At 61.8% G+C, this 18,583-nt stretch carries 18 protein-coding genes and 4 tRNA genes; 4 read left to right on the top strand and 18 right to left on the bottom strand.

Features of this window, described 5'->3' with window-relative positions:
• Positions 1–39 precede the first annotated feature (39 nt).
• On the top strand, positions 40–1,854 hold the full coding sequence (kefC, locus tag J2X54_RS10350; protein ID WP_310180327.1) for a glutathione-regulated potassium-efflux system protein KefC: 1,815 nt from the start codon (positions 40–42) through the stop codon (positions 1,852–1,854).
• Here kefC and J2X54_RS10355 read toward each other — a convergent pair whose 3' ends face one another.
• Entirely contained in the window at positions 1,855–3,756 is a 1,902-nt protein-coding gene (locus J2X54_RS10355) for a CocE/NonD family hydrolase (RefSeq protein WP_310180330.1), read from the bottom strand.
• A 225-nt stretch (positions 3,757–3,981) separates the two neighbouring features.
• Between J2X54_RS10355 and vapB the strand changes: the two genes are divergently transcribed.
• The 3 genes from vapB (at position 3,982) to J2X54_RS10370 (ending at position 5,198) form a co-directional block, all read left to right on the top strand.
• A complete protein-coding gene (gene vapB, locus J2X54_RS10360; RefSeq protein WP_310180331.1) occupies positions 3,982–4,212 on the top strand; it encodes a type II toxin-antitoxin system VapB family antitoxin in 231 nt (76 codons plus the stop codon).
• On the top strand, positions 4,213–4,614 hold the full coding sequence (vapC, locus tag J2X54_RS10365) for a tRNA(fMet)-specific endonuclease VapC (RefSeq protein ID WP_310180332.1): 402 nt from the start codon (positions 4,213–4,215) through the stop codon (positions 4,612–4,614).
• A 185-nt stretch (positions 4,615–4,799) separates the two neighbouring features.
• Positions 4,800–5,198 carry an MAPEG family protein gene (locus J2X54_RS10370; protein ID WP_310180333.1) on the top strand — a complete coding sequence of 133 codons (399 nt, stop codon included), beginning with the start codon at positions 4,800–4,802 and terminating at the stop codon, positions 5,196–5,198.
• Positions 5,199–5,402: 204 nt separating this feature from the next.
• Here J2X54_RS10370 and J2X54_RS10375 read toward each other — a convergent pair.
• From J2X54_RS10375 to J2X54_RS10455, 17 genes are all read right to left on the bottom strand, one after another.
• Positions 5,403–5,476: transfer RNA gene (locus J2X54_RS10375), tRNA-Cys, on the bottom strand.
• A 53-nt stretch (positions 5,477–5,529) separates the two neighbouring features.
• Positions 5,530–5,605 (bottom strand) — tRNA-Gly (locus tag J2X54_RS10380).
• Positions 5,606–5,661: 56 nt separating this feature from the next.
• Positions 5,662–5,737: transfer RNA gene (locus J2X54_RS10385), tRNA-Gly, on the bottom strand.
• A gap of 75 nt (positions 5,738–5,812) precedes the next feature.
• Positions 5,813–5,888, bottom strand: a tRNA-Gly gene (locus tag J2X54_RS10390).
• Positions 5,889–6,011: 123 nt separating this feature from the next.
• On the bottom strand, positions 6,012–6,593 hold the full coding sequence (pgsA, locus tag J2X54_RS10395; RefSeq protein WP_019920154.1) for a CDP-diacylglycerol--glycerol-3-phosphate 3-phosphatidyltransferase: 582 nt from the start codon (positions 6,591–6,593) through the stop codon (positions 6,012–6,014).
• Positions 6,594–6,686: 93 nt separating this feature from the next.
• The gene (uvrC, locus tag J2X54_RS10400) at positions 6,687–8,540 is read right to left on the bottom strand and encodes an excinuclease ABC subunit UvrC (protein ID WP_141749396.1); all 1,854 of its coding nucleotides are present in this window, start codon (positions 8,538–8,540) and stop codon (positions 6,687–6,689) included.
• Between the two features lie 85 nt (positions 8,541–8,625).
• Positions 8,626–9,021 carry a holo-ACP synthase gene (gene acpS / locus J2X54_RS10405; protein WP_070246131.1) on the bottom strand — a complete coding sequence of 132 codons (396 nt, stop codon included), beginning with the start codon at positions 9,019–9,021 and terminating at the stop codon, positions 8,626–8,628.
• Positions 9,018–9,776 carry a pyridoxine 5'-phosphate synthase gene (gene pdxJ / locus J2X54_RS10410; protein WP_310180341.1) on the bottom strand — a complete coding sequence of 253 codons (759 nt, stop codon included), beginning with the start codon at positions 9,774–9,776 and terminating at the stop codon, positions 9,018–9,020. The genes acpS and pdxJ overlap by 4 nt, the downstream gene beginning before the upstream one ends.
• Before the next feature lie 34 nt (positions 9,777–9,810).
• Complete coding sequence (gene recO / locus J2X54_RS10415; RefSeq protein WP_310180344.1) at positions 9,811–10,791, bottom strand: DNA repair protein RecO; 981 nt, start codon at positions 10,789–10,791, stop codon at positions 9,811–9,813.
• A gap of 4 nt (positions 10,792–10,795) precedes the next feature.
• Positions 10,796–11,698 carry a GTPase Era gene (era, locus tag J2X54_RS10420; RefSeq protein WP_070246134.1) on the bottom strand — a complete coding sequence of 301 codons (903 nt, stop codon included), beginning with the start codon at positions 11,696–11,698 and terminating at the stop codon, positions 10,796–10,798.
• Positions 11,699–11,717: 19 nt separating this feature from the next.
• A complete protein-coding gene (rnc, locus tag J2X54_RS10425) occupies positions 11,718–12,518 on the bottom strand; it encodes a ribonuclease III (protein WP_310180346.1) in 801 nt (266 codons plus the stop codon).
• Between the two features lie 17 nt (positions 12,519–12,535).
• A complete protein-coding gene (locus J2X54_RS10430) occupies positions 12,536–12,919 on the bottom strand; it encodes a DUF4845 domain-containing protein (protein WP_070246136.1) in 384 nt (127 codons plus the stop codon).
• A 37-nt stretch (positions 12,920–12,956) separates the two neighbouring features.
• Complete coding sequence (lepB, locus tag J2X54_RS10435) at positions 12,957–13,886, bottom strand: signal peptidase I (RefSeq protein WP_310180350.1); 930 nt, start codon at positions 13,884–13,886, stop codon at positions 12,957–12,959.
• On the bottom strand, positions 13,883–15,676 hold the full coding sequence (gene lepA, locus J2X54_RS10440) for a translation elongation factor 4 (RefSeq protein WP_070246140.1): 1,794 nt from the start codon (positions 15,674–15,676) through the stop codon (positions 13,883–13,885). The genes lepB and lepA overlap by 4 nt, the downstream gene beginning before the upstream one ends.
• 203 nt (positions 15,677–15,879) lie before the next feature.
• Positions 15,880–16,128, bottom strand: coding sequence for a glutaredoxin family protein (locus tag J2X54_RS10445; protein ID WP_310180353.1), 249 nt, complete (start codon positions 16,126–16,128; stop codon positions 15,880–15,882).
• A gap of 284 nt (positions 16,129–16,412) precedes the next feature.
• Positions 16,413–17,861 carry a Do family serine endopeptidase gene (locus J2X54_RS10450; RefSeq protein WP_070246139.1) on the bottom strand — a complete coding sequence of 483 codons (1,449 nt, stop codon included), beginning with the start codon at positions 17,859–17,861 and terminating at the stop codon, positions 16,413–16,415.
• Between the two features lie 234 nt (positions 17,862–18,095).
• The gene (locus tag J2X54_RS10455) at positions 18,096–18,566 is read right to left on the bottom strand and encodes a sigma-E factor negative regulatory protein (RefSeq protein WP_310180354.1); all 471 of its coding nucleotides are present in this window, start codon (positions 18,564–18,566) and stop codon (positions 18,096–18,098) included.
• Between the last annotated feature and the right edge of the window lie 17 nt (positions 18,567–18,583).

Here is an 18,583-nt window from a genome sequence, read left to right on the forward strand (position 1 = left end):
CGATACTGATCCGATGAACAACTTCACTTCCTCCAACTCATGAGCCACGGTTTCCTCCTCCACATGGTGTTTTATCTGGTGGCGGCCGTGGTGCTGGTGCCGCTGGCCAAGCGCGCCGGCATGGGCGCCGTGCTCGGCTATCTTGCGGCCGGCGCCATCATCGGCCCCTGGGGCCTGTCCCTGATCGGCAACGTCGAAGATGTGCTCAGCATCTCCGAATTCGGCGTGGTGCTGATGCTGTTCCTGATCGGCCTCGAACTCGAACCAAGAAAACTGTGGTCGCTGCGCCGTCCCATCTTCGGCTGGGGCGGCTTGCAGGTGGTGGCCGTCAGCGCCGGCCTGGCCGGCGTGGCGATTGCGCTCGGCATCGACTGGCATATCGCCCTCGTCGCCGGCCTGGCGTTGTCGCTGTCGTCCACCGCCATCGTGCTGGCGACGCTGGGCGAGCGCAAGCTGCTGCCCAGTCCGGCAGGCTCGGCCAGTTTTTCCATTTTGCTGTTCCAGGACATTGCCGCCATCCCGATGATCGCGCTGGTGCCGCTGCTGGCCATGGCCGGCGTGGTCGCCGATCACGACGAGCAAGGCTGGATGAAGGCGGTCAAGCTGCTGGCCGTGCTGCTCACGCTGTTCGCCTGCGGACGATTCCTGGTCAACCCGGTGATGCGCTACCTGGCCCGCACCGGCCTGCGCGAACTGTTTACCGGCTTTGCGCTGCTGCTCATCATCGGCATTTGCCTGTTGATGGAATGGGTGGGCCTGTCGCTGGCGCTCGGCACGTTTACCGCCGGGGTGCTGCTGGCCGACTCCGAGTATCGCCACCAATTGATTAGCGACCTGGAGCCGTTCAAGGGCCTGCTGCTGGGGCTGTTCTTCATGGCGGTGGGCATGTCGGCCGACTTCGGCCTGCTGCTGGCGCAACCGTGGCTGGTGCTGGGCCTGACCTGCGCGCTGCTGCTGGTCAAGGGCGGCCTGTTGTACGGGATGTCGTTCTGGTTCGATATTCCGCGCGGCCAGCGCCTGTTCTTTGCGCTGCTGATGTCGCAGGGCGGCGAATTTGCCTTCGTGGTGTTCGGCACGGCGGTGGACGCCAAGGTGCTGCCGCCGGCCACCGGGGCGCTGCTGGTGGTGGTGGTCACGCTGTCGATGGTGGCCACGCCGCTGCTGCTCCTGCTGCACGACAGGCTGGTGGCGCCGCGCCTGCGCACCGGCAAAAAGAAGCGCGAGGCCGACAAGATTGCGGTGGAAAACCCGGTGATCATCGCCGGCTTCGGCCGCTTCGGCCAGATCGTCGGCCGCCTGCTGGCGGCCAACCGCATCGGCGTAACCGTGCTCGACCATGACCCCGACCAGATCGAGCTGCTGCGCAAGTTCGGCTACGAAGTGTTTTATGGCGACGCCACCCGCATCGACCTGCTGGAAGCGGCCGGCATCGGCAAGGCCAGCGCGCTGGTGATCGCCATCGACACCGTGGACGACAGCCTGGAACTGGTGGACGCCGTGCGCGAGCGCTATCCCGACCTGACCATCCTGGCGCGCGCGCGCAACGTCTCGCACTATTATTCGCTGCTCGACCGGGGCGTGACGCTGATCGAGCGCGAAACTTTCGAAGCGTCGCTGCAACTCGGTGCCAAGGTGCTGCAACAACTGGGCTTCGGCGCCGACCGCGCGGAGCAGGCTGCGCGCATCTTCCGCACCCATAACCTCAAGACCCTGCTCGAAGTGTACCCGCACCAGCAGGACCAGGACGAGATGGTGTCGATCACGCGCAAGGGCCGCCTGGAGCTCGAGGAGATGATGGCCGGCGATGCGGCGGCGTTCCGAGATGCGGAGAACGCCGCTGCATCGAAGCCATGATCACCTGGCAGGCAGCACCGGCAGCTCGATATAGCTTTGCGCGGCCGCTTCGTGGTGGATCACGTTGTCGGCCACCACGCCGGTTTTCTCGCTCTCGTTCGGCCCGCCCGTGTTGAGGTTGCGCACGAACTTGGGGAAGTTCGACGAAGTCACTTCCACCCGGATGCGGTGGCCGGCGGCAAAGCGGTTGGCGGTAGTGATCGGCGTGGGACGAATCGTGTACACCTGGTCCGGCGCCATCATGGCCGGCTTGTCGTAGCCATCGCGATAGCGGGCGCGGAAGATGGTGTCGCCGATGATGAGGGCGGTGCCATCGGGCGCCACGTCCACCAGTTTCACGGCAAAGTCGGTGTCCTTGGCGCTGGACGACACCTTCAGCACCGCATCGACAAAGCCCACCACGTCCACCGGTGCGGTCAGCGGCTCGCTGCTGTACACCAGCACGTCCTGGCGCGACTCGATCTGGCGCTGGTCGAACGCGCCCGGGATCACCACGCCGCCGTTGCAGCAGTCGCCGCCGCCGATGGTTTGCACCGGGTTCATCGGGTCGTAGCGGTAGCGGTCGGCAGCTTCGGCCGCCGGCGGCGCGTCGCTGGCCAGGCGGCCGTCGCCGTACAGCGAGTTGGCCTTGCCGCCGGAGCGCAGGTACAGCCGCAGCGGCCTGGCTTCCTGCGGCGGCCACTGGGCCGCGCTCTGCCAGCGGTTGGCGCCCATCAGGTAGTAGCGTACCCGCGGCGTGGACGCCGGGAAGGCTTTGCCGTCGCCCTTGAGCCAGCGGTCGAACCAGCTGTACACGGCGCCATCGACGTCGAAACTGGTGTCGCCCATGTCGCGCTCGCCCACCACCGTGTCCGGGCCCAGCTTGGCGAACTGGCAGTGCGGCACCGGTGCGATCACCGCATACTGGTTGGCGCTTGCCTCCTTGTCGGTATTGGCCGTGCGCGCCAGGTTGAACAGCTCCATGTTCGGGCCGATCGAGACGTCGTACCAGGTATTGAACCACAGCGCCGGCACACCCCAGCCCATGCCTTCGTGATACAGGCCGCCCTGGTTCCAGGCCGGATCGGCCGGGGTGCGGGCGATCAGTTGTTCGAACGTGGCCGGCGGCTCGCCCAGGTCGGTGAGCATCTGGTTCACCGGCAGGTGCTTGATCTGCTTGTTCCAGTCCACCTTGGGCTTGGTGGCGTCGAGGTCGTTGTAGGCCTCGATGCGCGCGCGCATTTTTTCATCGGTCAGCGTGGCCGGCAGTTCTGCGCGCAGCGGATTGTCCACGCCATACAGCCAGACGAAGAACAGGTTGCGCGGCACGCCGCCCGTGTACCAGTTGCCCTGCTCCTGGAAGCGGCCGACCTTGCCGATCCCGGCGCCGGCCGACATCGGCACCATGGCCGCATGGGCCGGGTGGTTCATGCCGGCCAGGGCCAGTTGCCATTCGGCCGACGATGAGCAGCCCAGCGTGCCCACCTTGCCGTTCGACCAGGGCTGGCTGGCGATCCAGGTCAGCGCATCGTAGGCGTCGGTTTGCGGGTGGCCGAGGATTTCCCACTGGCCTTGCGAGAAGTAGCGGCCGCGCTCGTTCTGGACGATGAAGGTATAGCCGCGCTTGACCGACTCGAGCACGTAGCGCAGCGTCGAGCCGCGCAGCTTGTGCTCGTTGTACGGCGTGCGCCACAGGATCACCGGCTGCTTCGCTTGCGGTTTTTTCGGCGTATAGATGTCGGTGGACAGCGCCACGCCATCACGCATCGGCACCATCACGCCCAGGCGCGAGACGGCGATGGCGGCCAATTCGGCTTCCTGGGCGGCGGGGCTGTACTTGCTGTAATCCTGCGCGGCCACCAGGGCCGAGGCATGGGAAAGCACCAGGGTGACGGCGACCAGCTTGACTGCTCTCTGTTTCACTACATGCTCCTTGAATGTCGATGACAGTGGGAGTATGCAATATTTATGCCGGTCCATTGCTCATCATCAAGCGAAAAGGGGGTGCTGTGCGATAAATAAACATCTGCGAACAGGCTTGAAGTACCTGGTTTGATGGAGGCGAGGATCGACGTGATTTACCATTGACATATCCCTATGGCCCACTAAAATTGGGATATACTTTCCGTATATTCCAAGGAGTCAATCATGGATCAAGGTGCCATTTTTCAAAGCAATCGTAGCCAGGCAATTCGCTTGCCCAAGGCTGTCGCTTTTCCTGATGATGTCAAGCGGGTTGATGTCGTGGTGTTGGGAAAAACCCGCATCATTACACCGGCAGGTTCATCATGGGAGAGCTGGTTTGATGCGCCAGGCGTCACCGCTGACTTTATGCTTGAGCGTGAGCAGCCTGGCGAGCAGGAAAGGGAATCATTTTAAATGCTCAAGTTCATGCTCGATACCAATATCTGCATTTTCACGATCAAGAACAAGCCTGCCCACGCTCGAGAGCAGTTCATCCGGCAGCATGGTTTGATGTGCATCAGTACAGTGACCTTGGCTGAGTTATTTTACGGCGTCGAAAAATCGGCCAACCCGTCACGAAACCTTGCTGAAGTGGAAGGCTTCGCGGCCAGACTGGAGGTATTGGACTTTGACGGTCATGCAGCAGCCCATACAGGACAGATCCGGGCAGAGCTAACGCGAAACGGCACGCCAATCGGCCCCTATGACCAGATGATCGCCGGCCATGCCCGCTCACGCGGCCTGATAATTGTCACCAACAATCGTCGAGAATTTGACCGTGTGCCGGGGCTGCGCGTGGAAGACTGGAGCGTGTAGCGGCTACGCGACACACGAGGTTCCGACACCGGTTGCATCGAACATAAGAGGACGCGACCGCTTGCATCGCTCACACCCGGAAGCCTGTCTATGTGCAGCAGTGCACTGTGCGCATCGAACGCAGGGTGAGCAAGTGACTGGATTGGGTTACCCTTTTCCCCACTGAACTTACCGTTGGAGCCCCGATGATGACAACCGAACTGACACTGCTAGCCTGCACCCTGGTGCTCGCTATTGTTCAGATTATGCTGGTGGCGCAAATGCGCACGGCCGAGGCTGGTCTTGAATACAATGCCAGCGCACGCGATGCCAAGGCGCCGCCGCCACGACCGGTCACGGCCCGTTTGCAGCGGGCGCAGGCTAATCTGTTTGAGACCCTGCCGCTGTTTATCGGCGCTGTCCTGATCGCCCACGTCGCGGGCCGCGAAGGCGACCTGACGCTGTGGGGCTGCTGGTTATACTTGCTGTGCCGGGTGGTGTACGTGCCGCTGTATGCAGCCGCCATTCCCTATGTGCGCTCTTTGGTATGGCTGGCGTCCATGATCGGACTAGGGATGGTGCTGGCAGCCATACTGATCGGCTGATGCCGGCTTACGAACATGCAACCAGCGACAGCCAAATTTGTCGAGACTTGCTCCAAGGCTATCGAATAGATAAATTATATAAACTATTTATTTAGTTTATCGCTCGGTGGCCAGATGACCACTGCAGCGAGAGGTGCGCCGCTTTTTTTGAGATGTTGCAAACCATGCTCAGTTTGTTCGATTGACACTAAGTACTTGATTTGATGGAGGCGAGGATCGGAGTCGAACCGACCTAGACGGCTTTGCAGGCCGCTGCATAACCGCTTTGCTACCTCGCCGGAGGAAGACTTGACACGAGAACACAGCCGGTTATGTGCTGTGCTCCGAATTCTGGAGCGGGAGAAGAGTCTCGAACTCTCGACCTCAACCTTGGCAAGGTTGCGCTCTACCAACTGAGCTACTCCCGCATAGGAGGTGAAACTTTTTACTGCTTTTTTTTCATCCAATCAGCTTCCGAGGAAACTGGAGCGGGAGAAGAGTCTCGAACTCTCGACCTCAACCTTGGCAAGGTTGCGCTCTACCAACTGAGCTACTCCCGCATTTGGAGTCAAACATTTTAACAGCTCGCTATCGTTATTGCCAGTGCTACTTGCAACAACCTCCAGCTTTGCAACTGGAGCGGGAGAAGAGTCTCGAACTCTCGACCTCAACCTTGGCAAGGTTGCGCTCTACCAACTGAGCTACTCCCGCGTCGCTGTCATCAACAACAGGCCAGCATTATAGAGGATCTGGACGGGCTGTCAATGGCAAAAACTTTGTCGAACAAAAAATATTGAAAACCGTTTATTCGGTTAGCTCGGCATTTGCCCAGCTTTACAGGTGACCGCCCTTTTCCTTGATCATCGGCCACGCCAGGCGCATGTAGTAGAACATCGACCACACGGTCAGCACCGCCGCCACTTCGAGGAAACGTGCGCCCCAGAACTGGGTGTCGATGGCGCCGAACAGTACATCGTGGTACAGCAGCAGCGGGATCGCGGCCATTTGCGCAGTGGTCTTGATCTTGCCGATCGAACTGACCGCCACCGATTTCGAGGCGCCGATCTGCGCCATCCATTCGCGCAGCGCCGAGATGGCGATTTCGCGGCCGATGATCACGAATGCGATCACGGCGTTGGCGCGGTCCAGTTGCACCAGCACGATCAGGGCGCCGGCCACCATCAGCTTGTCGGCGACCGGATCGAGGAAAGCGCCGAAGGCAGACGTCTGGTTCCAGCGGCGGGCCAGGAAGCCATCGAACCAGTCCGTCACGGCCGCGATGATGAACACCAGCGTGGCGGCCAGATTCTGGTCAGCGACCGGCAGCACTGAAGTCGGCAGGTAGTACACGCCTACCACCAGCGGAATGAGCGCCACGCGCAACCAGGTCAACAGAATCGGAATATTGAAGGGCATAAACTTGCTAAATAAGTACGGCCAAAGGAATGGTGGAAATGCGCCGCTAGTCTACCTTGCCATCATGTATTAAACCAGCACGTTTGCCCTTCGTCAGTGCAACTGCTTGTAAATCTCCTCGGCTAGCGCGCTGGAAATACCCTCTACCTGCTTCAGATCTTCCACGCTCGCGTTGACCACGCCCCGCAGTCCGCCGAAGCGCGCCAGCAAGCGCTGGCGGCGCTTGGCGCCGATGCCTTCGATTTCTTCCAGGCGCGAGGTCTGGCGGGTCTTGGCGCGCTTGGCACGCATGCCGGTAATGGCAAAGCGGTGCGCCTCGTCGCGGATTTGCGCGACCAGCATCAGCGCGGCCGATTCCTTGCCCAGTTCCTGCGCCGGGCGGCCATCGACAAACATCAAGGTCTCCAGGCCCACGCGGCGCCCTTCCCCCTTGGCCACGCCGACGATCAGGCTGATGTCCAGGCCCAGTTCGGAAAACACCTGGCGCGCCATTTCGATTTGCCCCTTGCCGCCGTCGATCAGCACCACGTCGGGCATCACGCCGTCGCCGTTGGCTACTTTTTCGTAGCGGCGGAACAGCACTTGCCGCATTGCCGCGTAATCGTCGCCGGGAGTGATGTCGTTGATGTTGTAGCGGCGGTATTCGCCGTTCTGCATCTGGTGGTGGTGGAACACCACGCACGAGGCCTGCGTCGCCTCGCCCATGGTGTGGCTGATGTCGAAGCATTCCACCCGCAGGGCGTCGATGTCTTCTGGCTCCAGCGACAGCGCGTCGACCAGCGCGCGCGTGCGCGACTGCTGCGAGCCCTGTTCCGACAGCAGGCGCGCCAGCGAAATCTGCGCGCCCTTCTGCGCCAGCTCCAGCCATTTGCGGCGCTGGTCCTGCGGCTGGAAAATCAGGTTGATGCGGTGGCCGCACTGCTCCTGCAAGGCCTGGATCAGCGCCGGGTGGTCGAACTCGATGTTGAGGATCAGGATGCCGGGGATGAACTTGTCGGCATAGTGCTGGGCCAGGAATGCCGCCAGCACTTCCACTTCGATCGCCTCTTCGGCAATCGCCTCGGCGTCGCTGACGTGGGTGGGGAAGTAGGCGCGGTCACCGAGGTGGCGGCCGCCGCGCACCATTGCCAGGTTGACGCAGGCGCGCCCACCCTGCACCAGCACGGCGATGATGTCGACGTCGGCGTCGCCCACGGTTTCCATGCTCTGCTGGTGCAGCACGCGCGAGAGCGACTGGATCTGGTTGCGTACTGCTGCCGCCTGCTCGAACTTGAGGTCGGCCGCATACGCGTGCATTTTCGCTTCGAGGTCGGCCAGCACTTCGCTCTGTCGTCCGCGCAGGAAGCGCGCGGCGTTGTCGACATCGAGCTGGTAGTCTTCCTTGCTGATCAGGTCCACGCACGGACCACTGCAGCGGCCGATCTGGTTTAGCAGGCACGGCCGCGTGCGGTTGGCGTACACGCTGTCTTCGCAGGTGCGAATCTGGAACACCTTCTGCAAAATCTGCATCGATTCCTTGACCGCCCACGAGCTGGGGAACGGGCCGAAATACTGGTTCTTCTTGTCCACTGCGCCGCGGTAATAGACCATCCGGGGCGAGTCGCCGCCGGTGATCTTCAGGTAAGGGTACGACTTATCGTCGCGGAACAGGATGTTGAAGCGCGGACTGAGCGCCTTGATCAGGTTGTTTTCGAGGATCAGCGCCTCGGCCTCGCTGTGCGTGACCGTGGTTTCCAGGCGCGCGATGCGCTCGACCATCATGGCGATGCGCGGGCTGGCCAGGTTTTTCTGGAAGTAGCTCGACACGCGTTTTTTCAGGTCGCGCGCCTTGCCGACGTAGAGGACCTTGTCCTCGGCGTCGAAGTAGCGGTACACGCCCGGCAGGTTCGGCAGCTTGGCGACGGTGGCCAGCACTTGCTCGCGCGGGTCGGGGGTGGCGGGTACGATGTTGGGGACTACCTGGTCAGTCAATTTTCACCTCTGGCCGCCACTCCGTCTCTGCAGGTAACGGTTCTGCTTATAACAAATATTTTCAAGCCGCCTGTTCGACGATCACGAAGGCTACCGCATATTCCGCTTCGTCGCTCACGGTGACCTGCGTGGTCAGCCGGTGCTTGTCCATGAATTCCTTGAGCACGCCGCTGCACACGATCATCGGCTTGCCACTTGGCGCGTTCAGCATCTGCGCGGCCGGCCAGGTCATCGGCATGCGGATGCCGAGGCCGATGGCCTTGGCAAACGCCTCCTTGGCGGCAAACCGCGTAGCCACGAAACGGATGCCGCGTACCGGGCTCCTGGCCTTGCGCGCCAGGTATTTCTCCATTTCCTGCGGCCCCAGGATCTTCTGCGCGAAGCGGTCGCCGTGGCGCACCAATGCCGCCTCGATGCGCGGAATCATGCAGATGTCGGTACCGATACCGTAAATCATTGACGGCCCAGGCGGGTGGACACCATGATCGCCTTCATCTCGCGCACCGCGTTCTCCCAGCCGACGAACACCGAATGCGCGACAATCGCGTGACCGATGTTGAGCTCGGCGATGTCGGGGATGGCCGCAATCGCCTGCACGTTGGTGTAATGCAGGCCGTGGCCGGCATTGACTTTCAGGCCTCTCGAGGCGCCATACAGCACGCCACGGCGTACGCGCTCGAGCTCGGCTTGCTGCTCGGCGCCTTCGGTATCGGCGTAGCGGCCCGTGTGCAGCTCGATTACCGGCGCGCCCACCGCAATGGTGGCGTCCATCTGCGCTTCGTCGGCATCGATGAACAGGCTCACGCGGATGCCCTCGGCCTGCAACTGCTTCACTGCCGCCTGCACCGCGTGGAAATTACCGGCCACGTCAAGGCCGCCTTCGGTGGTCACTTCAGTACGTTTTTCCGGCACCAGGCACACGTCGGCCGGCTTGATGCGGCAGGCGAAATCGATCATCTCTTGCGTCACGGCCGCTTCCAGGTTCATGCGCGTGAGCAGCTGCGGCGCCAGTGCGATCACGTCGGCATCCTTGATGTGGCGGCGGTCTTCGCGCAGGTGCAGGGTGATGCAGTCGGCGCCAGCCTGCTCGGCCAGCAGCGCGGCGCGGATCGGATCCGGGTATCTGGTGCCGCGCGCGTTGCGCAAGGTGGCCACGTGGTCGATGTTGACGCCGAGGTCGATGATGGTGCCGTTGGGGTGCAGGAAGCTCATTCGTTCTATACCGTTTATAGAGTAATCGGGGTTCTTATAATTGTGACAGATCGACCAGTATCTGTCGGGTATTCAATGGCGCGCCATTCAGGTGGTGCGCCACCAGGAAGCGCATCAGTTGCTTGCTTTGCGACTGCGTGGCGGCGTCCTGGTAATCTTCGCGCTCCATGTCGAGCAGGGTTTTGCCAGCCACGCGCGGCCACGGGTCCGAGGCGCGTTCGGGGCGCGGTCCGCGCTCCGGGTCCACCACGTAGGTCACGTCGGCCTGCACCGGCGCGCGCGTACTGGTGCAACGCCCGAGGTCGGCCGCCACCCCTGTCTCCCTAAGTAAGGCCCGTTCGAATTTTCTCAAGACGATGGTGGCCGGTTCGTTGTGGGCGAGCTGGTTGAGTGTGGAAACATAATGGTCGAACAGCGCCGGGTGGGCGTCGTCGCGCGCCAGCAGCTTGACCAGCAGTTCGTTCAGGTAAAAGCCGCACAGCAGCGCGGTCTTTTCCAGCGGCAGCATGCCGCCGACCCACTCGGCGTCGGTCAGGGTGCGCAGTTCGGATTTTCCTACCCAGCTCGAAGACAGCGGCTGGAACGTTTGCAGCACGCCGCGCAGCTGCGAGTGCGGCCGCTTGGCGCCCTTGGCGATCAGCGCCACGCGGCCGAAGTCGCGCGTGAACAAGTCAATGATCAGGCTGGTTTCTTTGTAGGGATAGCTGTGCAGCACGAAGGCCGGCTGGCCGGCCACCTTGGTGCCGATGGTGCGCTCGCGCGACGGCGCTCGAACACGCTTCGATGCGGGCGTGACCGGTACCGTGGTTGCCACGACAGGTGCGGCAAGCGCGTCGGCGCCGGTGTCGGCTGCCGGCATGGCAGCGACGGCATTTGCAGGCGCCGCCAAGGGCGCCGCAGGTTCCCGGTGACCTGTATCCGGGGCGAGCACCACCCCGCCCTGCGCGTCAGGCGCGGCCTGCTGCGGTGACGCCGGTGCACTTTCGGGCACGACGTCGGGCGTGGTGGAAGACATCGATTTATTCGTAGCCGTAAGCGCGCAGACCTGCTTCGTTATCGGCCCAGCCCGATTTGACCTTGACCCAGATTTCCAGGTACACGGGACCGCCGAACAGCTTTTCCATGTCCAGGCGGGCCTGGGTGGAAACTTCTTTCAGGCGCGCACCCTTGTTACCGATGATCATGGACTTGTGCGTATCGCGCTCGACCAGGATGGCGGCAAACACGCGGCGCAGGTCGCCCTCCTGCTCAAACTGTTCGATCAGCACGGTGCTGGTGTACGGCAGTTCGTCGCCGACAAAGCGGAACAGCTTTTCACGGACGATTTCGGACGCCAAAAATTTCTCGCTGCGGTCGGTGATGTCGTCGGGTCCGAAGATCGGCGAGTTTTCCGGCAAGAAACGCTTGATCTCGTTTTGCAGGCCTTCGAGCTGGAAGCGCAGCTTGGCCGATACCGGCACGATCGCAGCGAAATCGAACTTGGCGGCGACCTGCTGGGCAAACGGCAGCAGCACGGCCTTGTCCTTCACGCGGTCGGACTTGTTGATCACCAAGACCACCGGCACTTCCTTCGGCAGCAGGTCCATCACTTGCTGGTCGGCCGGGCCGAAGGTGCCCGCCTCGATCACGTACAGGATCAGGTCCGACGAGATCAGGGTGTTGGTCACCGTTTTGTTGAGCGTCTTGTTCAGCGCGTTGGAGTGGCGGGTTTGAAAACCCGGGGTATCGACGTAAATGAACTGGGCATCTTCATAGGTCATGATGCCGGTGATGCGGTGGCGCGTGGTTTGCGCCTTGCGCGAGGTGATGCTGACCTTGGCGCCAATGAGCGTGTTCATCAGGGTCGATTTGCCCACGTTGGGGCGGCCGACGATGGCAATATAGCCACAGCGGAAATTGGCGGGGGTCGTTTCGGTCGTCATGATCGTTTCTTTTAGTTCGTTACTTGTTGGCTGCCTGGGCCGATGGTGCAGCGTCTGCGTCGTCATCGGTTTGCACAGTGGCGATGCCGGCCAGCTTGAGCTGGGCGGCGCGCGGCTTGGCCTTGCGCACTGCGGCCGGGGTCTTGAGCAGCGCCTGCTGCGCCGCTTCCAGCGCCAGCTTGGCGGCGGCTTGCTCGCCGGCGCGGCGGCTGCCGCCACGGCCGAACAGCTGGATGCCCAGCTTGGGAATCTGGCACTCGATCTCGAATTCCTGGCTATGGGCGGCGCCGTGGGTGGCCACAACATTGTACAGCGGCAGCGAAATCTTCCGGCTTTGCAGGAATTCCTGCAACAGGGTCTTGGCGTCCTTGCCCAGCGTTTGCGGGTCCACCGTGTCAAGGATCGGGATGTAGAAGGCGCGGATTGCCTCGGCGGCCGGGTCGAAGCCGCCATCGAGGAAGATTGCGCCCAGGATCGCTTCGAGCGTGTCGGCCAGGATCGACGGCCGGCGGAAGCCACCCGATTTCAGTTCGCCCTCGCCCAGGCGCAGGAACTGCGACAGCTCGAGCTTCTGGGCGATCTCGAACAGCGACTGCTGCTTGACCAGGTTGGCGCGCAAGCGCGACAGGTCGCCCTCGTCGATGGTGGTGTAGCGTTCGTACAGGATGGTGGCGACCACGCAGTTGAGCACGGAGTCGCCGAGGAACTCGAGACGTTCGTTATGCAAGCTGCTATGGCTACGGTGGGTCAAGGCCTGCTGGAGCAGGCCGGCATCCTGGAACGTGTAGCCTAGACGGGTTTGCAATAACTGAAGATTCATTGGTTCGTTTCTGGTTTTTAATGAGGTTTGGCGGCTGCGGCGGAAGTGCCGGTGGTGCCCTGGTATTCCAGCAGCAGGCTGGCCGGTCCGACCAGCGGGATTTTCTTTTCGTAGGCGAAACTGACCTCGACGCCCTTGCCCTCGCCTTCGCGCTCGATGGTCAGGTCGCTGCCGGAAATGGCGGTGATGTAGGCCACTGTCGCGTTGGCGTCGAAGGCCTTGCGGATCTCGAGCGGTGAATTGCCACCGGCGGCCTTGGCCGTCACGATGGCATTTTTCACCGCCCGGTATTCCGTGTACGTGGGCAAGATCTTGAGGGCCAGTACGGCCACGATGCCCAGCACGGCCAGGACCAGGATCAACCCGGTCAGGGAAACGCCGTTTTGCCGATGTGTTCGCATTTCAGCTCTCCCTGTATGGCCCTCGGGCCGATGTGTGTTACTTGATGCTGCCGATACGCTTCAGGTTGCCCAGGTTCATCCAGACGAAGAATGCCTTGCCGACGATATTCTTGTCCGGAACAAAGCCCCAGTAGCGGCTGTCGGTGCTGTTGTCGCGGTTGTCGCCCATCATGAAGTAATGACCGGCAGGCACCGTGCACGTAAAGCTGTCGTACGTGTACGTGCACGACTCTTGCCGCATCGGGAAGTCCATCACTTGCGGCAGACTCAGCGTTGGCGCGTTCTCGAAGTTGAGAATGCGATGGGTAACGCCGGTCAGCGCTTCCTGGTACTGCTTGTTGTAACTGAGCTGCTTTTGCTCATCGCCACCGAGGTAATCGGGCAAGGCCGTGTACTGCACTGCCACGCCGTTCACGGTCAACTTCTTGTTCTCGTACGTGATCTTATCACCAGGCACGCCGATCACGCGCTTGATGTAATCCTGGGTCATGTCCAGCGGATACTTGAACACCATCACATCGCCGCGCTGCGGATCGTTGATCTGGATAACTTTCTTGTTCAGTATCGGCAGGCGGATGCCATAAGTGAACTTGTTCACCAGGATCAGGTCGCCCACTTCCAGGGTCGGCACCATCGACGACGATGGAATCTTGAACGGCTCGTACAGGAACGAACGCAGCACGAATACCAGCGCGATCACCGGGAAGAAACTGCCCGAGTATTCCACCCAGGTAGGCTGGCGCAGGATGCTCGCTTCGAGCGCGGCGCGGTTGACGTTGTTGTCGGCCTGGTAGCCGTCGGCAGTCAGCTTGGCGGCCCGGGCGTCGTACTCGGCCAGCGCGCGGTTGGCGGCGGCGCGGCGCTGCTTGGCCAATACGAACACATCGAGACACCAGATCACGCCCGTGATCACCATCAGCACGAACAGGATCAGCGCGAAGTTACCCAAAATCACTTGCATGCTCATTTATCATCCACTTGTAAGATTGCCAGGAACGCCTCTTGTGGAATCTCGACCGAGCCCACTTGCTTCATGCGTTTTTTACCGGCCTTCTGCTTCTCGAGCAGTTTCTTTTTACGGCTGATGTCGCCACCGTAGCACTTGGCCAGCACGTTCTTGCGCAGCGCCTTGACGTTTTCACGCGAGATCACGTTGACACCGATGGCCGCTTGAATCGCCACGTCGAACATCTGGCGCGGGATCAGTTCGCGCATCTTGGCAGCGACCTGGCGGCCGCGATAGGCGCTGTTCGAGCGGTGCACGATGATCGCCAGCGCATCGACCTTCTCGCTGTTGATCAGCATGTCCACTTTGACGACGTCGGACGCGCGGTATTCCTTGAACTCGTAGTCCATCGACGCGTAACCGCGCGAGGTCGATTTCAATTTATCGAAGAAGTCGAGCACGATCTCGCCCATCGGCATCTCGTACACCAGTTTGACCTGGCGGCCGTGGTAGCTCATGTCCATCTGCACGCCACGCTTGCCGATACACAGCGTGATCACCGAACCGACATACTCTTGCGGCATGTACAGGTTGACGGTGACGATCGGTTCGCGGATCTCGTTGATCTTGGTCGGCTCGGGCATGCGCGATGGATTGTCCACCTTGACGATGCTGTTGTCGCGCATCACCACTTCGTACACCACGGTCGGCGCGGTGGTGATCAGGTCCATGTCGAACTCGCGCTCGAGACGTTCCTGCACGATTTCCATGTGTAGCAGGCCCAGGAAGCCGCAGCGGAAGCCGAAGCCCAGCGCCTGCGATACTTCCGGCTCGTACATCAGCGCGGCGTCGTTCAGTTTCAGCTTTTCCAGCGAGTCGCGCAGCGCGTCGTACTGGTTCGCTTCGACCGGAAAAAGGCCGGCAAACACTTGCGGCTGCACTTCCTTGAAGCCGGGCAGCGGCGCTGGCGCCGGACGGTTGGCCAGGGTGACCGTATCGCCCACCTTGGCAACCTTCAGTTCCTTGATGCCGGCGATGATGAAACCCACCTGGCCGGCCGACAGCTGCGGCAGCGACAGCGAACGCGGCGCAAAAATGCCCACGTCTTCCACCAGCTGCACCGAGTCGGTGGCCATCAGCTTGATCTTGTCTTTTGGTTTGAGGGTACCGTTGATCACGCGCACCAGCATCACCACGCCCACGTAGGCGTCGTACCACGAGTCGACGATCAGCGCCTGCAGCGGCGCGTCCGGATCGCCCTTTGGCGGTGGTACCTTGGCGATGATCGATTCGATCACGTCTTCCACGCCCAGGCCGGTCTTGGCCGAGCAATGGACGGCGTCGCCCGCTTCGATGCCGATCACGTCTTCGATCTCGGCGATCGCGGTCGGCGGATCGGCGTTCGGCAAGTCGATTTTATTGAGGACCGGCACCACTTCCACGCCCAGGTCAAGCGCGGTGTAGCAGTTGGCCACGGTTTGCGCTTCCACGCCCTGCGAGGCATCGACTACCAGCAGCGCACCTTCGCACGCCGACAGCGAGCGCGAGACTTCGTACGAGAAGTCGACGTGGCCGGGGGTGTCGATCAGGTTCAGGTTGTAGATCTGGCCGTCGCGTGCCTTGTATTTCAGGGCCGCGGTCTGGGCCTTGATGGTGATGCCGCGCTCGCGCTCCAGGTCCATCGAATCGAGCACCTGCGCCTCCATCTCGCGGTCGGACAAGCCGCCGCAAAGCTGGATGATGCGGTCGGCCAGGGTCGATTTACCGTGGTCGATGTGGGCGATGATGGAGAAATTGCGTATGTTGTTCATTAACAAATAATCAAAAAACAGGTCGAAACGACGGGGGCGCGCATCGATAAAACACCGCGCGCAATACAAAAAGCGCTCAAAGCTGGGCATGATTGCCCTGGCGAGCGCCTTGGGATGCCAAATGGAACACCCGGCATTTTACCGGATTTCAGAGTGGAAAGGCCGACTTATGCGAAGTGCGGTCTTTTCGCCAAGATTTTTAACTATTTGGCAAGCAGCGCCACGATTTTGCCTTCGTCGAGGTGGTAATGGCACAGCTCGGGGCCGGCCAGGTCGGCAAACAGCACTGGCACCAGTTCGTCGTAGCGGGCCAGCAACTCCTGGTTGCCGGCCTGGTCGATGTCGATCACATCCACCGTGAAGGTCATGCCTGGCGGTTGCATACGTAAGAGCGCGTCGTGCATGTCCTGGCACAGGTGGCAATAGTTGCGCGAGTAAAGTGTGAAATGCATAGCGTTAAGAGATCAACCCCGCAACTCGAAGCCCGAAGCCCGAAGCCCGGGGTCGGACCCCGTACGGGGTCCGACCCCATGGGTCTCAGGGTTAAAAAGCCGCCCGTACGGGCTCCGACCCCATGGGTCTCAGGGTTAAAAAGCCGCCCGTACGGGGTCCGACCCCATGGGTCTCAGGGTTAAAAAGCCGCCCGTACGGGTCCGACCCCATGGCTCTCAGGGTTAAAAAACCGCCTGCACGGGGTGCGGCCCCATGTGTCCCAGGGGTGCGGGTTCAGCCAGTGTTACTTGGCCTGCTCACTCGGACGCAGCGAAATGAACTGCGTCTGATCACCACGGCGCACCAGCACCACCGAACGCTTCTTCGGATCGAGCTTGGTCACCAGCGCATTGAACTGCTTGGCGTCCTTGATTGCGACATTATTCAGCTGCAGCAGGATATCGCCTTCGTCGAGACCAGCAGCCTCGGCCACGCCATCGACATCGGCCACAACCACGCCGCCATCGACGCCGATCTCTTTACGCTTGTCCGCTGGCAGATCGGTGACGACCAGGCCCAGCGCGTTGGACTTGGCCTGCTCCGGTTCGGCCTTGCCGCCCTTGCCTTTGCCGGTCGCGCCCTTGCCGGCCTTGTCGGCATCCATTTCCACCACGTTGACCGGCAGGTCCAGCTGCTGGCCCTTGCGCCACACGGTAATGGTAGCCTTGCTGCCGATGGCGGTGCCGCCGACGATGCGCGGCAGGTCCGACGAGCGGGTAATGGTCGCGCCGTTGAATTTCAGGATGATGTCGCCCGGCTTGACGCCGGCCTTGTCGGCCGGACCGTCCGGCTCGACCATGGCCACGCCTGCACCTTCAGCATTTTTCAGGCCCAGCGACTCTGCCACTTCCTTGTTCACTTCGGAAATCTGTACGCCGATGCGGCCACGGGTGACCTTGCCGTTCTTCTTGAGCTGCTCGGAGACGCGGATCGCTTCGTCGATCGGCACCGCGAACGAAATGCCGTTATATGCGCCGGAGAGGGTGGCGATCTGCGAGTTGATGCCGATGACTTCACCGCGCATATTGATCAGCGGGCCACCCGAGTTGCCGGGGTTGACGGCCACGTCGCTTTGAATCAGCGCCAGGTAGTCGCCGGTGTCGCGCTGCTTGGCCGAGATGATGCCGGCAGTGACGGTGTTTTCCAGGTTGAACGGTGAGCCGATGGCGATCACCCATTCGCCCACGCGGATCTTGTCGGAGTCGCCCATCAGCAGGAACGGCAGTTTGTCGCCTTCGATTTTCAGCACAGCAACGTCGGTGCGGGCATCAGCGCCCAGCACCTTAGCCTTGAATTCGCGCTTGTCGGTAAGGGTAACGAAGACTTCGTCGGCGCCTTCCACCACGTGGGCATTGGTCATCACGTAGCCATCGGCCGACAGGATGAAACCGGAACCAACGCCGCGCGGCACCGGCTCTTCCGGTACCGGCTTGCGGCCTGGTGCATTCTTGCGGCCCTGGCCTTGCGGCGGCACCGGCATGGCGCCGCCGAAGAAGCGGCGCATGAACTCGGCCATTTCGTCTTCGCCGATCTCGCCGCGGCCGCCCTGCTTGACCAGCTCGGTGGTGCGGATATTGACCACGGCCGGGCCGACGCGGTCGACCAGGTTGGCGAAGTCGGGCAAGCCCGTCACCATGCCGGTCACCGGCGCGGCAGCCACCGCCGGGCTCATGCCCAGCACCGCAGGCGACATCCAAACGCTTGCGCTGACCAGCAGCGCGGAGAGAGTTTTACTACCGGTAGATAAACTATTTTCGAAATTATTTTTGAAATTATTTTTCATGGGATATCGTTCTCTAAAAGTTCTGGAATGCAGGCAGCACACGTCGCGGTTCGAGGCGTGCCCCATGAGGCTAGCACATGGGAGCATAAAAGTCCCACACGCGGGACACCAGGCAATTATACGAGCAGGACGACAGAAAACGGCTTAAGGGAGAATTACGTGGGCGGTGGATTGATCCTGGCCCTGCGCGTTGGCGGTGGTGGCGGCGGTGGTGGCGGCGGCGGTGGTGGCGCCGTTGGTGGTCGAGCCACTGCCAGCGGAGGCGGCAGCAGCGGCGCCGGTGGCATTGACGGTGGCGGTGGCGGCACTGGCAGCGGCACCGTTGGCGGCACCTGGAAACGGCGGCGCAGCGGCGTCATTCACGCCCGGGGTGAGTGGCGACAGTTCGTACGCGGCTTCGGCCGCCAGCCGCGCCGCCAGCGCCGCGTTGAACCCAGCGCTGAGCGCGCCCTGGGCGCTATCGCGCAACACGTCGCCGACCACGTGGTAGGCCTTCCAGGCCGCCCTGCCCTCGGCGGTTTGCAGCGCCGCGAAGGCAAGTTCCTGCTCGCTCTGGGCCAGCTCGCCATCTGCCAGCGCCGAGATATTTTCGTGCAGTCTTTTATGGGTATCCATCGCGTGCTCCGCCTGTC

It is taken from the genome of Duganella sp. 3397 (genome assembly GCF_031456625.1).
Classification (GTDB): Bacteria; Pseudomonadota; Gammaproteobacteria; order Burkholderiales; family Burkholderiaceae_D; genus Rugamonas; species Rugamonas phyllosphaerae.

Coding starts and splice junctions, on each gene's coding strand:
- J2X54_RS10370 (WP_310180333.1), top strand. CDS start 4,800: ATGATGACAACCGAACTGACACTGCTAGCCTGCACCCTGGTGCTCGCT.
- J2X54_RS10450 (WP_070246139.1), bottom strand. CDS start 17,861: ATGTCGCCTGCGGTGCTGGGCATGAGCCCGGCGGTGGCTGCCGCGCCG.
- acpS (WP_070246131.1), bottom strand. CDS start 9,021: ATGATTTACGGTATCGGTACCGACATCTGCATGATTCCGCGCATCGAG.
- vapB (WP_310180331.1), top strand. CDS start 3,982: ATGGATCAAGGTGCCATTTTTCAAAGCAATCGTAGCCAGGCAATTCGC.
- recO (WP_310180344.1), bottom strand. CDS start 10,791: ATGTCTTCCACCACGCCCGACGTCGTGCCCGAAAGTGCACCGGCGTCA.
- pgsA (WP_019920154.1), bottom strand. CDS start 6,593: ATGCCCTTCAATATTCCGATTCTGTTGACCTGGTTGCGCGTGGCGCTC.
- J2X54_RS10455 (WP_310180354.1), bottom strand. CDS start 18,566: ATGGATACCCATAAAAGACTGCACGAAAATATCTCGGCGCTGGCAGAT.
- lepA (WP_070246140.1), bottom strand. CDS start 15,676: ATGAACAACATACGCAATTTCTCCATCATCGCCCACATCGACCACGGT.
- kefC (WP_310180327.1), top strand. CDS start 40: ATGAGCCACGGTTTCCTCCTCCACATGGTGTTTTATCTGGTGGCGGCC.
- lepB (WP_310180350.1), bottom strand. CDS start 13,886: ATGAGCATGCAAGTGATTTTGGGTAACTTCGCGCTGATCCTGTTCGTG.
- rnc (WP_310180346.1), bottom strand. CDS start 12,518: ATGAATCTTCAGTTATTGCAAACCCGTCTAGGCTACACGTTCCAGGAT.
- J2X54_RS10445 (WP_310180353.1), bottom strand. CDS start 16,128: ATGCATTTCACACTTTACTCGCGCAACTATTGCCACCTGTGCCAGGAC.
- vapC (WP_310180332.1), top strand. CDS start 4,213: ATGCTCAAGTTCATGCTCGATACCAATATCTGCATTTTCACGATCAAG.
- J2X54_RS10430 (WP_070246136.1), bottom strand. CDS start 12,919: ATGCGAACACATCGGCAAAACGGCGTTTCCCTGACCGGGTTGATCCTG.
- era (WP_070246134.1), bottom strand. CDS start 11,698: ATGACGACCGAAACGACCCCCGCCAATTTCCGCTGTGGCTATATTGCC.
- pdxJ (WP_310180341.1), bottom strand. CDS start 9,776: ATGAGCTTCCTGCACCCCAACGGCACCATCATCGACCTCGGCGTCAAC.